Here is a 14,925-nt window from a genome sequence, read left to right as displayed (position 1 = left end):
TCGCCCCAAAAGCCGAAACGTTCTCATCAATCCTTAGCCAAAAAACGACGAGATTGAAACCGTTTTACGCTCCGAACAGCGTAGTCTCGTATCGAAGGAACTGGAGGAGATCCGGATGACGCAGGCCGCACTTAAAAAGGACCGGCGCAACGCACCGGACGAGAACATCGACTGGAAGCGTGTCGTGCAGCTTCTGCTTCTGTCACGCGAACTCGACGAGATGGAGGAACGACGCCTCGTCCCCGAGAAAAAGGTTCTCTACCAGTTTTCGGCGCGCGGCCATGACATGGCGCAGATTCTCCTGGGTCTGCAGCTGACGGGCAGGCACGATGCGGCTTGCGGCTATTACCGCTCGCGCCCGCTGCTGCTTGCACTGGGCGTCGATCCCGCCGACGCGCTCGGCTCGGCGATGGGACGCGCGGGAGGGTATTCAGATGGGCGCGATATCGGCGTGGTCTTCAACTATCCCAATCCGGATGGCGCCTCGGCGCTGCCAATGTGCGGCGGCGTCGGCAGCCAGTACACGCCGACCGCCGGCTGGGCGCAGGCGATTACCTATTTCAACCAGGTTCTCGGGAACGAGGAATACCGGGAGGACATTGCCGTCGTCCTGGGCGGCGACGGTTCGGTCGCCTCGAACGGGTTCTGGTCGGCGCTGACGATCGCGACGACGCAAGGCTTGCCGCTGCTCTTCTATATCGAAGACAACGGTTTCGGCATTTCCGTCCCCTCGAGCTTCCAGACGCCCGAGGGCAACATTGCCGGCAATCTCGCCGGCTGGAAGAACCTGACCGTCCTCGACGGCGACGGCTCGGACCCGGCAGAAGCAGCCCGGTTGACGAAAAGCGCGGTGGAACGCGTACGTGAAGGGCGGATGCCGGTGCTGCTCCGGCTTGAGGTACCCCGCCTCGAAGGGCACAGTTTCCAGGATACCCAGGCCTACAAGAGCGAGGAGCTCGTGAAGAGCGAATGGGCGCATGACCCGCTGCCGCGGCTAAGGGACCATCTTGTGCCCGCGATGTTGACCGCCGAGGAATGGAACGACGCGGCGCGAGCCGCGAAGAGAGAGGCGGAGCGGGCGCGCATCGAGGCTGAATCCAGGCCCGTCGCCGATCCCGAGACCGTCACCGGCAACGTCTTTTTCGAAGGGCGGATGCAGATCATGGGCGGGCAGCACTGTGCCGGCTACTGTCCGCCGGAAACGACGGAGAGGGCGACAAGCGCCGGTGAGCGGATCAACATGGTGACGGCGATTCGCCGCACGCTAGACCACGAGATGTCGGTGAACGAGCGGGTCGTCCTCTTTGGGGAGGACATCGGCGCGAAGGGCGGCGTTCACGCGGTGACCCTCGGCCTGCAGGAAAAATATGGTGTCGTGCGCGTCTTCGACACGTCGCTTTCCGAGGAGGGCATCATCGGCCGGGCGGTCGGGATGGCTCTTGCGGGCCTCGTGCCCGTCCCGGAAATCCAGTTCCGCAAATATGCCGAGCCTGCAATCGAGCAGCTGAACGACTGCGGCACGATCCGCTGGCGAACCAGCAATCGTTTCGCCGCGCCGATCATCGTGCGGATGGCCGGCGGCTTCTTCAAATGCGGCGATCCGTGGCACAGTCAGACGAATGAGGTCGCCTTCGTTCACCAGCCCGGCTGGAAGATCGCCGTTCCCTCCAATGCCGAGGATGCGGTGGGGCTGCTGCGCACCGCATTGCGGGGAAACGATCCGGTGATCTTTTTCGAACACCGGGCCATGCTCGATCATCCCTGGGCGCGGCGACCCTACCCCGGCGATGCTTTCGGCCTGCCTTTCGGCAAGGCGAAGTTTACGCGCGAAGGCGGCGACATCACCATCGTCACGTGGGGTGCCATGGTCCCGCGTTGCGAAGCGGCGGCAGAGGGTATCTCCGCCGACGTGATCGATCTGAGAAGCCTGATGCCCTGGGACAGCGAGGCGGTCATCGCCTCAGTACGCCGTACCCGCCGGTGCCTCATCGTCCACGAGGACCTCGGAACGGCAGGTTTCGGCGCGGAGATTGCCGCCGTCGTCGCCCAGGAAGCCTTCATCGATCTCGATGCGCCGATCTCGCGCTTGACCATGCCCGACATTCCGAGCCCCCATAATCCCGTCCTGCTCGACTGGGTCGTTCCCTCGCCGGAACGGATACGCAAGAAGATCAACGACCTTCTGGAGTTCTGAATCATGGTCGACCTCATCGACATTCAGGCTCCTTTGGAGCAGGAGGGGACGAAAGCGGTTGTTCGCAACTGGCTCAGGGAAATCGGCGAAAAGGTCAAATCGGGCGACCCGCTGGTCGAGCTTGAAACGGATAAGGTGACCCAGGAGGTGGCGGCTCCTGCCGACGGGGTGCTTCTCGAGATCCTGATGCGGAACGGCGACGATGCCAGGCCCGGCGCCGTTCTCGGCCGGATCGGCAGCGAGCTTGCCGGAGGCGAAGATGCGCCGCATTATTCCCCCGCCGTGCGACGGGCAGCGGAAGAATATGGCTTCGATCCTGCGACCATCACCGGCACCGGCCGGGATGGCCGTGTTACGCGCGGCGACATGGACAGGGCGTTCGCGGCGCGGCAGGCGGGCGGAGCATCGCCCGAGCCCCGGCCCGACGGCGGGAGAGGGGAGCCCGAATCCAGCCGGATACCGCATAGCAGCATGCGCGCCGCAATCGCCGAACATATGCTCAACTCCGTAATGACGGCGCCGCATGTGACGGCCGTATTCGAGGCAGATTTCTCGGCGGTGACGCGTCATCGGGACGAACACAGGAAGAAGCTTGCGGCACGGGGCGTCAATCTTTCCTACACTGCCTATGTTGTTCTGGCCTCGCTGGCGGCGATGCGCGCGGTTCCCGAGGTGAACAGCCGCTGGCACGAGGATGCGCTCGAAACATTCGATGACATCAATATCGGCGTTGGGATTTCCCTTGGTGGAAAGGGACTGGTCGTCCCTGTAATCCGCCGCGCGCAGAATCTGTCGCTGGCGGAGATTGCGGCCCGAATTCAGGACCTGACGACGCGCGCGCGTTCCAACGCGCTCTCCCCCGCAGACGTGACGGGCGGCACGTTCACCATTTCCAATCACGGAGTCTCCGGATCCCTGCTCGCGACGCCGATCATCATCAACCAGCCGCAATCGGCAATCCTCGGTGTCGGGAAACTCGACAAGCGGGTGGTCGTTCGCGAGGTGGACGGCATCGATACGATTCAGATCCGGCCGATGGCCTATGTGTCGCTGACGATTGACCATCGGGCACTGGACGGCCACCACACGAATGCGTGGCTAACGGAATTCGTCCGTGTCCTCGAGAGCTGGCCGGGTGAAGCAACGAAGAACGGCTTGGCCTGAAAATCCTCCTCAAACGGCGATTGAAATCGATTACATTTTCTGGCTTCATGTGCCGGCAGGATTTGGGAGGATCTTATGAGAAAATTTATCGCATTTGCGCTTGGCACCGTCGCTTCCATTGTGATCGCAGCATCCGCTCACGCCGAGACCATCAAAATCGGTCTTTCGAACGGCTGGGTCGGTAGCGAGTGGCGTACCCAGATGATCGACGAGGCGAAGGCCGCGGCGGCGAAATGGAAGGAGAAGGGGGTTGACGTCGAAGTGTCCGTTCAGAGCGCCAATGTCGACGTGCCCGGGCAGATCGCGCATATCCGCAACTTCATCGCTGAAGGTGTCAATGCCATCATCGTCAACCCTAATAGCCCGACCGCCTTCGATCCGATCTTCGCTCAGGCAAAGGAAGCCGGCATACTGGTGATCGCCACCGATGCGGAAGTCTCGTCACCGGATGCGATCTACGTCGGCATCGACCAGACCGCCTGGGGTGCCGCGGGCGGCAAGTGGCTTGCCGAGACGCTCGGCGGCAAGGGCAAGGTGGTCGCGATCAACGGGGTCGCAGGTCATCCGGCGAACGAGATGCGCGTTGCAGGCTACAAGAGCGTCTTCAAGGATCACCCCGACATCCAAGTCGTCAATGAGGTCAACGCCAATTGGGACCAGGCTCAGGGGCAGCAGGCAATGCAGAATATCCTTGCCACCTATCCCGACATCAATGGTGTGCTGGTTCAGGACGGCATGGCGGCGGGCGCCTGGAAATCGATCACGGATGCCGGCAAGACGGGCCAGATCGCCGCGACCGGCGAGATCCGCAAGGACTTCATCGACCTTTGGATCAAGCAAAAATTGAACTCCGGTGCGACCGTGAACCCGCCGGGCGTCATGGCGAGCGCACTCAACGTCGCCGTTCTGATGCTGCAGGGCAAGGAGCTGAAGGAGCCGGCGAAGGCCGGGCAATACGGCAATGCACTCTATCTGCCGATCCCCTTCATCGACTCCAAGAACCTAGAGGAAGCCGCCAAGCAACTCGAGGGCAAGCCCGGCTATTATTCCTATACGAGTTCGCTTTCGATCGAGGAGGCGGAAGCGCTGTTCAAATGAGGTCTTCGGCGCGCAAGGCCTACCGTGCGGCGCGTCCCGGTGGGCGAGCGGCATGCGTCGGTGACGTCATGGCTTTGACGCATTCATTCTGCCGAATCCCCGTGCCTGTCACAGGGATTCGGCAGCGCCGCGTTCGCGGCGCGGGAGAGTTCTTTCGCCCGAGGGACAGGGCGGGATTGCCGTGACGGGCACAGGAATGAGGATCGGAGGAGAGCCTCCCCAAACCGAAGCGAACGGACAAATCTCGATGTCAAAGTTGAAACTGAGCGGCGTGAGCAAAGCTTACGGCGCGACCTTGGCGCTACGCCGCGGCGACCTCGAGGTCATGGCGGGCGAGGTCCATGTCCTCATGGGCTCCAACGGCTCGGGAAAGAGCACGCTCTGCAAGATCATTGCGGGCAGCGTCCGGCCCGATAGCGGCAGGATCCTTGTCGACGACCAGCCTGTCACGATCACCGGACCGCGCTCGGCGCGGGCCCACGGCATCGGCATATTCTATCAGGAACTCAGTCTCGCTGCCCATCGATCCGTCGGGGAAAACATCTCGCTTGGCAGGTTGCCGGTCAAGGCAGGCGTCTTCGTCGACCGGTCGGAACTCCGGCAGCGCGCAGCGCGCTACATCGGCCTGTTCGACGGCGTTTCGGGCGAGGAGTTTTCCGCCGAGGCACTCGTTGGCAGTCTGCGTCCGGACCAGCGTCAACTCGTCGAGATCATGAAGGCGCTGGCCAGCGAGGCGCCGCTCCTCATCTTCGACGAACCGACATCGGCCCTCGACCGCGCGCAGGTGGAACGCTTCTTCGAAATCCTGCGGGACCTCAAGCGGCGCGGGCGCGGTATCGTCTTCATTTCGCACCGCATGGACGAGATCAAGGCGATCGGCGACCGGGTCACGATCATTCGTGACGGTGAGACCATCACCACCCTCAATCTGAACGATACCGACCCGGCAACGGTCATTCGGCTGATGGTCGGGGGTGCCGGCGATATGCCGGCGTCGCAATCCTCGGTGCCGGCGGTGGTCGATGCCGAGCGCGGCGCCGCCCTGACGGTGCGCAATCTTTCCGGCCGCGGCTTCAGCGATGTGAGTTTCGAGGTCGCCCGCGGGGAGATCCTGGGCTTCGGCGGCCTTCATGGCCAAGGCCAATCGGCGGTGCTCAGGGGGATCTTCGGCGCCGGAGCGGTCACCTCGGGCAAGATCCTGATAGGCGAGGAAAGCTTCGACGCGTCGGGCCCGCGTAAGGCGATCCGGTGCGGTTGCGCCTATGTCTCCGGCGACCGGGCTCGCGACGGCGTCATCAGCGGTCGTCCGATCATCGAGAACGTCACCCCGATTCATTACCTGCGCGACCGGCTGATGATCGCGCGACCGCGCAAGCTCCGGCACAAAGTGGCGCCGGCGCTGCAAAGCATGCAGACGAAGTTCGCCAGCCTGTTTCACCCGATCAGTTCGCTTTCAGGCGGCAATCAGCAGAAGGTGATCATTGCCCGCTGGCTGATAGACCGCCCGGATGTACTGCTGCTCGACGACCCCACCAAGGGCATCGATCTGTCGGCGAAAGCCGACCTTTTCGCGCTGATCCGGCAACTGGCGGCGGACGGCCTCGGCATCGTCCTCTATTCCTCGGAAGATGCGGAACTGCTGGGCAACGCCAATCGAATTCTCGTCTTCAACGGCGGATCGGTCAGCCGGGAGCTCACCGGCGCCGACCGCACCCGCTACAACCTGTACCAAGCCGCATACGAGGCCGCGTAAATGGCAGAGACCGCAACCGTCCCTTCATATCGGCGCGCCGGCGGCATAGGCAGGGTGCTGGAGCGCTATCCGTTCCTGCCGGCACTCGTCATTGTCGTCGCACTCCTTTTTCTGAACGGGTTTTTTTCGCCGAACAGCCTGTCCTTTAGGGCTCTCACCGGGTTGCTCAGCACCTATATGGCGCTGATCCTGCTTTCCATCGCGCAGACTTACGTCGTCTATGCCGGGGACATCGACCTTTCCGCCGGCGCGATCCTCTCGCTCGTCAATGTCGCGATCGTGGTCCTGATGGAGCGGTGGGGAGGGGGCGCCGGGGCGGTGCTCCTCGCACTCGCCATGGGTCTCCTGCTCGGCCTCGTCTGCGGGCTCGTGAACGGCCTCGTCGTTGCGGCCCTGCGGCTGCAGGCGATTGTCGCGACTTTCGCGACGAGTATCTTTTTCACCGGCCTCGCGCTCTACATCCTGCCCGTTGCCGGTACGCCGGCACCGGCGCTTTTCTGGCGCGCCTATGGTGGCCGGTTTTTCGGCGTGCCTTTCGTCTTCTACATATTGGCGGTCCTCGCGATCCTCCTGGCGGTGTTGAGCCGCACCCGACTTGTCACGCAGCTGCTTGCCGTCGGCGACGACCCGCAGGCGGCCTACCAGACGGGGCTGCCGGTGGTGGCGACGAGGGTCAAGGGCTATGTGCTCTGCGGCCTTTTCTCGGCCCTCGCGGCCTTCTGCATCACCGGCGATACAGCAAGCGGCGACCCGCTGGTCGGCGGCAAGATGACGCTTTACAGCGTCGCGGCGGTCGTACTCGGCGGCAGCGCGCTTTCAGGCGGCTGGGGCACCGTCGTCGGCTCGCTGCTCGGGGCGCTTACGATCGCGCTTGTCAACTCGGTCGTCTTCTTCATGGGCACGCCGTCCGAGTGGCAGAACTTCGTGCAGGGGCTCGCGATCCTTCTCGTCCTGATGGCCGGCGTCCTTGCCGGCAGAAGGGGGCGCTCATGAGCCGTATCAATTCGTTTCTCCGCCAGCCGATCGTCGTCGCGCTCGTCCTGATCGTGTTCCTCCTCTATCTCGGAGAAGCGCTGTCGCCTGGCTTTGCCACCGGAGGGCAGATATTGCGGCTGCTGATCGTCGCCTCGCTGCTCGGCATCATCGCGGCCGGCCAGAATGTCGTGATCCTCGGCGGACGCGAAGGCATCGATCTGTCGGTCGGCGGCGTCGTCTCGCTCTCGGCGATCATTGCCGGCAATGTCATGAACGGCGCCGATGGCGGCATCCTGCCGGCTGTTGGCGCCTGCCTGGCAGCGGGCGCGTTCTTCGGACTCCTGAACGGGCTCGGTGTCACGCTTCTCAGAATCCCGCCGCTCGTGATGACGCTTGGGATGCTTGGCGTGCTGCAGGGGCTTCTCGTGGTCATCCGGATGGGCATTCCCTCCGGCCAGGCCGCGCCCGCCCTCTCGCGCTTCGTCACGCAGCCGTTCGCCTACGGAATCCCCGGCATTATCTGGCTCTGGATCATGATCGGCATCGTCATGGCGCTCATGCTCAACCGCACCGTCTTCGGCCATCGCATCTATGCGATCGGCTCGAATGAGCACGCCGCCTATATGGCCGGCGTGCCGGTCGGCATCATCCGCATTGCTCTCTTTGTGATATCCGGCATGTTCGCCGCGATTGCCGGGCTCTGCCTGCTAGGCTATTCCGGCACATCCTTCGCCAATGTGGGCGAACAGTACATGCTCCCCTCGATCATTGCGGTCGTCTTCGGCGGAACGTCGCTTGCCGGCGGCAAGGGTGGCTATACCGGCACCATGGCCGGCGCCGTTCTGCTGGTTATCCTGCAAAGCATCCTCACGACGATCAATATCGAGGAGTCGGGACGGCAGATGGTGTTCGGTGCGACGCTGCTCCTTCTCATGATGTTCTACGGGCGCGGCCGTGCGATGCGCGCATGAAAAACCGGCCGAAGATCAAGGACATCGCGGAAAAGGCCGGGGTATCGGTGGCAACCGTCTCGCGCGCGCTTGCAGATTCCGCGCTGGTGACGGCCGAGACGCGCCAGCGCGTTCATGACCTGGCGCGCGAGCTCGATTATCGCCCGAATGTCAGCGCCCGCAACCTGCGTACGCGAAAGTCCATGGCGGTACTCATGGTCGTGCGCGACGTCGGCAATCCCTTTTATCTCGAAATCCTCAAGGGCGTCGAGGCGACGGCCCGCGAGGCGGGCTATGCCGTGCTGATGGGAAATACGGAGAACGACCCGGCCCGCGAGACCGAATATTTCGACATGCTGCGCGACGGACATGCCGACGGCATGATCCTGATGACCGGCAAGCTGCCGCCCTCGGGGGGCTGGACCCATCTTGCAGTGGTGGTCGCGCTGGAAATGATCGAGGGCTCGGGCCTGCCCCATGTTCAGGTCGACAACGTCGCCGCGGCACGCGGTGCCGTCGAGCACCTGATTTCGCTCGGGCACCGGCGGGTTGCCCATATCTCGGGGCCGGTTCCCGAGCCGATGAGCGTCTATCGCCGTGAGGGCTATCGCCTCGCCATGCGCGACGCCGGCCTGGAGATCCCCCGGGGGTACGAAGCGCGGGGTGACTTCCTCATCGAGAGCGGCGAGCGATGCTGCCGGTCGCTTTTCTCGCTTTCCGATCCGCCGACCGCACTCTTCGTCGCCAATGACGAAATGGCTTACGGGGCCGTCCATCAGCTCAGGAGGATGGGACGCGACGTTCCGCGCGACGTATCGGTCGTCGGCTTCGATGACCTCTATCTGAGCAAGGCCTTCTATCCGCCGCTGACGACAGTCGGACAGCCGCGGGCCGAGATCGGCCGCACCGCCATGGCGGTGCTTCTTGGAATACTGGCGGGCGACGGCGCTTATGGAATCCAGCCGATCGTGCTTCCCACGACCTTGAAGGTGCGGGGAAGCACGGCGCCTCCACGTTTCTGAAAACCAGTGCCGGCGAACACGCGGAACGTCGACGGCCGATTATCCGGGAGGGAAGAATGTCCACATTACCGAAACAGACCTTGCGTATCGGCTTCGTCGGCACGGGTTTCATTGCGCATTTTCACCTGAATTCGCTCATCGGCGTGCGCAATGTCGAGGTGACCGGCGTCTACAGCCGCAGTGCCGCAAACCGCGAGCGCTTCGTGGGCGAAGCCGAGGCGCTTGATCTCGGCAGGTGTCGCGCGCATGACAGCCTTGAATCGCTGTTCTCTGCCGCCGACATCGACGCGATCTGGATTCTCTCGCCGAACTACACGCGGCTCGACGTCATGCGGACACTCCACCGCGAGATAAAGGCGGGACGCAGCACGATTTTCGCTGTCGCCTGCGAGAAGCCGCTGGCGCGCACCGTGGCGGAGGCCCGGGAAATGCTGCACCTGGCTGAGGATGCCGGGCTCAACCACGGCTATCTCGAAAACCAGGTGTTCTGCACGCCGGTGCTGCGCGGCAAGGAGATCATATGGCGCCGCGCTGCCTCCACAACCGGCCGGCCCTATCTCGCGCGCGCCGCGGAAGAGCATGCAGGCCCGCACGAGCCCTGGTTCTGGCAGGGCGACAAGCAGGGCGGCGGAGTGCTTTCCGACATGATGTGCCACAGCGTCGAGGTGGCGCGCCATCTGCTCACGGCGCCCGGCGCACCGCGCAATTCGCTGAAGGTCAAGTCGGTGAACGGCACGGTTGCGAACCTCAAATGGACGCGGGCCGGCTATGCCGATCAGTTGCGCCGGCGCTTCGGCGAGGATGTCGACTACCGCCGGCGCCCGTCGGAGGATTTCGCGCGGGCGACCGTGACGCTCGAGGACGAGGAGGGCAATGAACTGATGATCGAGGCGACGACCTCCTGGGCCTATGTCGGCGCCGGCCTGCGCATCCAGCTCGAGCTTCTAGGGCCGGAATACGCACTGGAATACAACTCGCTCGGCACCGGGTTGAAAATCTTCCTGTCGCGGGCCGTACAAGGCTCCGAGGGCGAGGACCTGGTGGAAAAGCAGAATGCCGAGCAGGGCCTTATGCCGGTCCTGGAGGACGAGGCCGGGGTCTACGGCTATACGGACGAAAACCGCCACATGGTCGAAAGCTTCCGCAAGGGCGTGAAGCCGATCGAAACCTTTGACGACGGCCTCGCAGTTGTCGAGATCCTTATGGGCCTCTACCGGTCCGCCGAGATTGGTGCGGCGCTCCATTTTCCCGCGCCGGAGCTTGAAAACTATGTTCCGGTCGTGGCGCGCGTGGGAGCCTGAGGGTGCGTCGACGCGGCGGCCGCACCATATCGCGCGAGAAGCTCACCGGTCTTCGTCGGGGCGAAGATATCGTCCAACATAAGGTGGGCCGCACCGTACAGAGCGCTATCGTCGCGGATCGTGGATAGCTCTATCGAGAGGTTGCGCGTGGCGAGCGGCAGACAGCGCTGGTAGACGAGTTCGCGGATGCCGGACAGCAACAAATCGCCGCCGCGTGCAAGGGTACCGCCGACGACGATCAGGCTCGGATTTATGATGCTGACCACATCAGAAATGACCTCGCCGACCGTGCGCCCGGCAGCGCGCAGCAGCATCAGGGCCTCGGGTTTCCGCTGTTCGACGAGGTCGAGCACATCGCGGGCGGTTTCGGCGCGGAAGCCGCGGGAGGAGAGGTCGCGGGCGATCGCCCAGCCGGCGGCGCGCGCCTCCACGCAGCCGAACTTGCCGCAGCGGCAGAGCGGGGCGTCATCCGACAGGAACTGGATGTGGCCGATATCGCCGGCAGCCCCCTGGGCGCCTCGGAACAACCTTCCGCCGGCGATCATGCCGCTGCCGATGCCCGTACCGACCTTAACGAAGAGCATGTCCTCAACCGTGGGGACGCGACGCTTGTGCTCGCAGATCGTCATCAGGTTCACGTCGTTTTCGACATAGACCGGCACTGAAAACCCGACGTTGAGCCGGCCGATGATGTCGAATTCGTCCCAGCCGGGCAATACCGATGGGCCGACGACGCAGCCGCGCTTGAAATCCACCGGTGTCGGCAGGCTGAGACCGATGCCGAGGAGGAAACCGTGCGTCTTTTCGGCCCCTGCCGCCAGCGCGGCGAAGGCTTCGCCGATCTGTTTCAGCGTCGCATCAGGGCCGCTCGCCACGGAAATTGGCAGCGTCGTCTGGGAGAGGATCGCCGGCGTCAGGTCCATGGCGGCAAGATGGATATGCGTCTCGCCGACATTGGCGACCAGCAGAAAGCCGCTGGTGGCGTTGATCGCAAGCACACGCGTCGGGCGTCCGCCGCTGGGCAGGGTCTCTTCTGTTTCGCGTACCAGTCCGCTGGCGAGGAGCGCGTTCAGCCGCTGCGTCACGGTCGCCCGCGACAGGCCGGAGGCGGCCAGCAGCTCGGCGCGCGAGACGGCGCTGCCGGTCGCGATAAGGGAAAAGATACCTCCGGCGCCTTCCAGCGTCGGTCTGTCAGGCGCCTGTACCGGCCGTGCCATGCAAAACTCCCTTTTTTGGCCCGGTTTAGCGGCAAAGCGGCGTGCGATAAAGCGCGGAAGCCCATTCGGGTGATAACTTATGGGATAGACTATACATAAGTCGTCCCCCTTGTTGCCGCATCGCCCGGATGAAAGGTACTGCCTTCCAACAGCGCCTCCCTCCCGCCGCTTCATCACTTGGAAGGCCCTTTCGTCCGCGTCATTTTGTATAAAGATAGACATAACATGGCCGATATCGAGTTGACTTTATCTAAAATGGGTGAGTTAATCGCCGTGGCCTTTGAGGAGAGGTCATACACGTCGAAAGAGCCGGAGGGGTTCACGGCGTCTTTGGATTTGGGAGGATCTAATGCCACTTCACTACATTCGCGCGTCCGCGCGCTCAGCCGTCCTGCGGGGCAGCATCGCCGCCGGCGTGCTCGTTCTCGGCCTTGCCTTGGGCGCGGGATCCGCTGCCGCCAGCGAGGTAATCGTCGGCCTCGTCACGAAAACCGAGGTCAATCCATTCTTCGTCAAGATGCGCCAGGCGGCCGAAGCGCGCGCCAAGGAGAAGGGCGTCAAGCTGATCGCCCGCGCCGGCAAGTTCGACGGCGACAACGAAGGTCAGGTCGCCGCCATCGAGGACCTGATCAGCGCCGGTGCCAAGGGCATCCTGGTCACGCCGAACAATTCTTCCGGCATGCTCGACATCATCAAGAAGGCCCGTGATGCCGGCGTGCTGGTGATCGCGCTCGATACGGCGACCGATCCGGCCGATGCGGTCGACGCCACCTTCGCCACGGACAATTTCGAGGCCGGCGTGCAGCAGGGCGCCTATGCCCGCAAGGCGATGGGCGACACGAAGGCGGCCGTCGCAATGCTGGACGGCACGCCCGGCGGCACGGTCGATACGTTCCGCCACGACGGTTACCTGAAGGGCTTCGGGATAGCCGAGGGCGACCCTTCCATAGCAGGCGCCGCCATCACCAACGGCGCGCAGGACAAGGGCCAGATCGGCATGGAGAACCTGCTCTCCAAGAACGGCGAGATCAACGCCGTCTATACGATCAACGAGCCGGCGGCCGCCGGCGCCTATGCGGCGCTGAAAGCCTTCGGCAAGGAAGGCGAGGTGATGCTGACCTCGATCGACGGCGGCTGCGCCGGCGTGCGCGACGTCAAGGACGGCAGGATCGCCGCGACGGTCATGCAGTTCCCCTACAAGATGGCGACCATGGGCATCGACGCGGTGGTGGAATATGCGGCCACCGGCAAGAAGCCCAGCGGTTTCGTCAACACCGGTTCCGTCCTCATCACCGACAAGCCGGTCGACGGGCTGGATTCGAAAGATACCGCCTGGGGCCTTCAAAACTGCTGGGGCGACTGATCCGCCTCTCGCGGCGGGGTCGCGCGGCGCCTGCGCCGCAGCGGTCCCGCGGTCGAAGGGATGCGGAACAAGACCCTGACGCACGGGACGTCCATGAACACAGCAACCGTATATCCAGCCGAGGCGCCGCGAAGCCTGAAAGCCCGTATTCTGGGCAGCCCGTCGGCGGGACCGCTTCTGGTGCTTTTCGGATTTTGCGTGATCTTCGCGCTGACCAATCCCCGCTTTCTCGCCACCCACAATCTGTCGATCATCCTGCAGCAGACGGTCGTCATAGGCGCTCTGGCGATCGGCCAGACGCTGGTGATCCTGACCGCCGGGATCGACCTTGCCGTTGGCGCCATATGCGTGCTGGGCACGATCGTCGCGGGCAAGCTGGCCAATCTTGGCTATGATCCGGTTCTTTCCATGGGGATCGCCGTGCTCATCTGCACGGCCGCCGGCTTTGCCGCTGGCGGTCTTGTCAGCGGCCTCAGGCTACCGCCCTTCATCGTCACGCTCGGCATTCTCGGCATCCTGACCGCGGCGCTGCGGCTCATTTCCGAGGGGGGCGCCTTCCCGGTGCGTGATCCCTTCCTGGCCTGGACGGGCAATACGATGAAGCTGGGCGGCTTCGTGCTCACCTATGGCGTGCTGATCATGTTCATACTCTATGCGAGCGTCTGGTATTTGTTGAACCAGACGAAATGGGGCCGGCACGTCTATGCCATCGGCAACAATGTCGAGGCCGCCCGGCTGGTCGGCATCCCGGTGCGGCGCCACCTGCTTTCGGTTTATGTGCTGGCCGGCCTCATCTACGGCATTGCCGCCTGGCTCGCGCTCGGACGGATTCCAAATGCCGACCCGAATGCCATGCAGAGCGCCAATCTTGATTCGATCACCGCGGTGGTGATCGGTGGCACCAGTCTTTTCGGCGGCCGCGGCGGGCTCGTAGGGACATTGATCGGCGCGCTCATCGTCGGCGTTCTTCGCAACGGCCTGACGCTCGCTGGCATCGACCCGCTCTGGCAGGACCTCATAACCGGCATCCTCGTCATCATCGCCGTCGCGCTCGACCAGCTGTCCCGCAGGAGGCGTTGATGCCAGCAGGTTCCCGCATCGAAGAGCCTTCGGCCCGCGTGGTTCTCGAAGCACGCAACGTGGTGAAGACCTACGGCCACGTCACTGCGCTCGACGGCGTCGACTTCGAACTCAGGGCCGGCGAGATCCTTGCGGTCGTCGGCGACAACGGCGCCGGCAAGTCGACGCTCATCAAGACCCTGACCGGCGCCGTGCGCCCGACCAGCGGTGAAATCCTGCTCGATGGAGTGCCGGTCCACTTCAAGGGGCCTCTCGATGCACGCCATGCCGGCATCGAGACGGTCTATCAGGACCTCGCCGTTGCGCCTGCGCTCGATATCGCCGCCAATCTCTTTCTCGGCCGGGAGCTGCGCGCACCAGGCCTTCTCGGGAGCCTATTTCGCCGCCTCGACAAAAAAGGCATGCGCGAGGAAGCCCGCCGGGCCATGGGAGAACTCAAGTTTCGCCTGCCGGCGATCGACAATCCGGTGGAATCGCTCTCGGGGGGGCAAAGGCAGGGCGTGGCCGTGGCTCGCGCCGCGCTTTTCGCCCGCAGGCTGGTGATCATGGACGAGCCGACGGCGGCTCTTGGCGTGCGGGAGACAGGGCAGGTGCTGCAGCTGATACGCTCGATACGTGATCGCGGCCTGCCCGTCGTTCTGATCAGCCACAACATGCCCAACGTCTTCGACCTCGCCGACCGCATCCACATCATGCGCCTGGGCCGGCGTGCCGCCGTCGTCACCCCAAAGACCCATTCCATGAACGACGTCGTTGCCATCATGACCGGCGCAGCGACTGCCTGACCCTTGTCCCGAAAGGAGTGAGA

General features: G+C 63.8%; 12 protein-coding genes. 11 read left to right on the top strand and 1 reads right to left on the bottom strand.

The features are described from left to right. Window positions 1-115: 115 nt before the first annotated feature. The 8 genes from FB009_RS02470 (at window position 116) to FB009_RS02430 (ending at window position 10,457) form a co-directional block, all read left to right on the top strand. Window positions 116-2,194: an alpha-ketoacid dehydrogenase subunit alpha/beta gene (locus FB009_RS02470; RefSeq protein WP_011969739.1), complete on the top strand. Its 2,079-nt coding sequence runs from the start codon at window positions 116-118 to the stop codon at window positions 2,192-2,194. Between the two features lie 3 nt (window positions 2,195-2,197). After that, the gene (locus FB009_RS02465; RefSeq protein WP_011969740.1) at window positions 2,198-3,358 is read left to right on the top strand and encodes a dihydrolipoamide acetyltransferase family protein; all 1,161 of its coding nucleotides are present in this window, start codon (window positions 2,198-2,200) and stop codon (window positions 3,356-3,358) included. A 75-nt stretch (window positions 3,359-3,433) separates the two neighbouring features. Then, the gene (locus tag FB009_RS02460) at window positions 3,434-4,456 is read left to right on the top strand and encodes an ABC transporter substrate-binding protein (RefSeq protein ID WP_018210093.1); all 1,023 of its coding nucleotides are present in this window, start codon (window positions 3,434-3,436) and stop codon (window positions 4,454-4,456) included. A gap of 247 nt (window positions 4,457-4,703) precedes the next feature. After that, complete coding sequence (locus tag FB009_RS02450; protein WP_024311070.1) at window positions 4,704-6,209, top strand: sugar ABC transporter ATP-binding protein; 1,506 nt, start codon at window positions 4,704-4,706, stop codon at window positions 6,207-6,209. After that, window positions 6,210-7,202, top strand: coding sequence for an ABC transporter permease (locus FB009_RS02445; RefSeq protein WP_011969743.1), 993 nt, complete (start codon window positions 6,210-6,212; stop codon window positions 7,200-7,202). Next, window positions 7,199-8,155: an ABC transporter permease gene (locus FB009_RS02440; RefSeq protein WP_011969744.1), complete on the top strand. Its 957-nt coding sequence runs from the start codon at window positions 7,199-7,201 to the stop codon at window positions 8,153-8,155. Before FB009_RS02445 ends, FB009_RS02440 begins: the two co-directional genes overlap by 4 nt. Then, the gene (locus FB009_RS02435; RefSeq protein WP_011969745.1) at window positions 8,152-9,156 is read left to right on the top strand and encodes a LacI family DNA-binding transcriptional regulator; all 1,005 of its coding nucleotides are present in this window, start codon (window positions 8,152-8,154) and stop codon (window positions 9,154-9,156) included. Before FB009_RS02440 ends, FB009_RS02435 begins: the two co-directional genes overlap by 4 nt. 56 nt (window positions 9,157-9,212) lie before the next feature. Then, on the top strand, window positions 9,213-10,457 hold the full coding sequence (locus tag FB009_RS02430) for a Gfo/Idh/MocA family protein (RefSeq protein ID WP_127581277.1): 1,245 nt from the start codon (window positions 9,213-9,215) through the stop codon (window positions 10,455-10,457). Here the strand turns inward: FB009_RS02430 and FB009_RS02425 are convergent. After that, on the bottom strand, window positions 10,424-11,674 hold the full coding sequence (locus FB009_RS02425; RefSeq protein WP_018210090.1) for an ROK family transcriptional regulator: 1,251 nt from the start codon (window positions 11,672-11,674) through the stop codon (window positions 10,424-10,426). The genes FB009_RS02430 and FB009_RS02425 overlap by 34 nt on opposite strands. A gap of 349 nt (window positions 11,675-12,023) precedes the next feature. On the opposite strand from FB009_RS02425, the gene FB009_RS02420 reads away from it, so the two are divergent. The 3 genes from FB009_RS02420 (at window position 12,024) to FB009_RS02410 (ending at window position 14,902) form a co-directional block, all read left to right on the top strand. Then, the gene (locus FB009_RS02420) at window positions 12,024-13,037 is read left to right on the top strand and encodes a substrate-binding domain-containing protein (protein ID WP_145161422.1); all 1,014 of its coding nucleotides are present in this window, start codon (window positions 12,024-12,026) and stop codon (window positions 13,035-13,037) included. 93 nt (window positions 13,038-13,130) lie between these two features. Beyond that, window positions 13,131-14,117, top strand: a complete 987-nt coding sequence (locus tag FB009_RS02415; RefSeq protein WP_033042412.1) for an ABC transporter permease — start codon at window positions 13,131-13,133, stop codon at window positions 14,115-14,117. After that, complete coding sequence (locus FB009_RS02410; RefSeq protein WP_018210087.1) at window positions 14,117-14,902, top strand: ATP-binding cassette domain-containing protein; 786 nt, start codon at window positions 14,117-14,119, stop codon at window positions 14,900-14,902. Before FB009_RS02415 ends, FB009_RS02410 begins: the two co-directional genes overlap by 1 nt. Window positions 14,903-14,925: the final 23 nt, after the last annotated feature.

It is taken from the genome of Sinorhizobium medicae, from assembly GCF_007827695.1.
Taxonomy (GTDB): Bacteria; Pseudomonadota; Alphaproteobacteria; order Rhizobiales; family Rhizobiaceae; genus Sinorhizobium; species Sinorhizobium medicae.
Note: the sequence above shows the minus strand (reverse complement) of the source record. Positions and strands in the feature narration are given on the sequence as shown.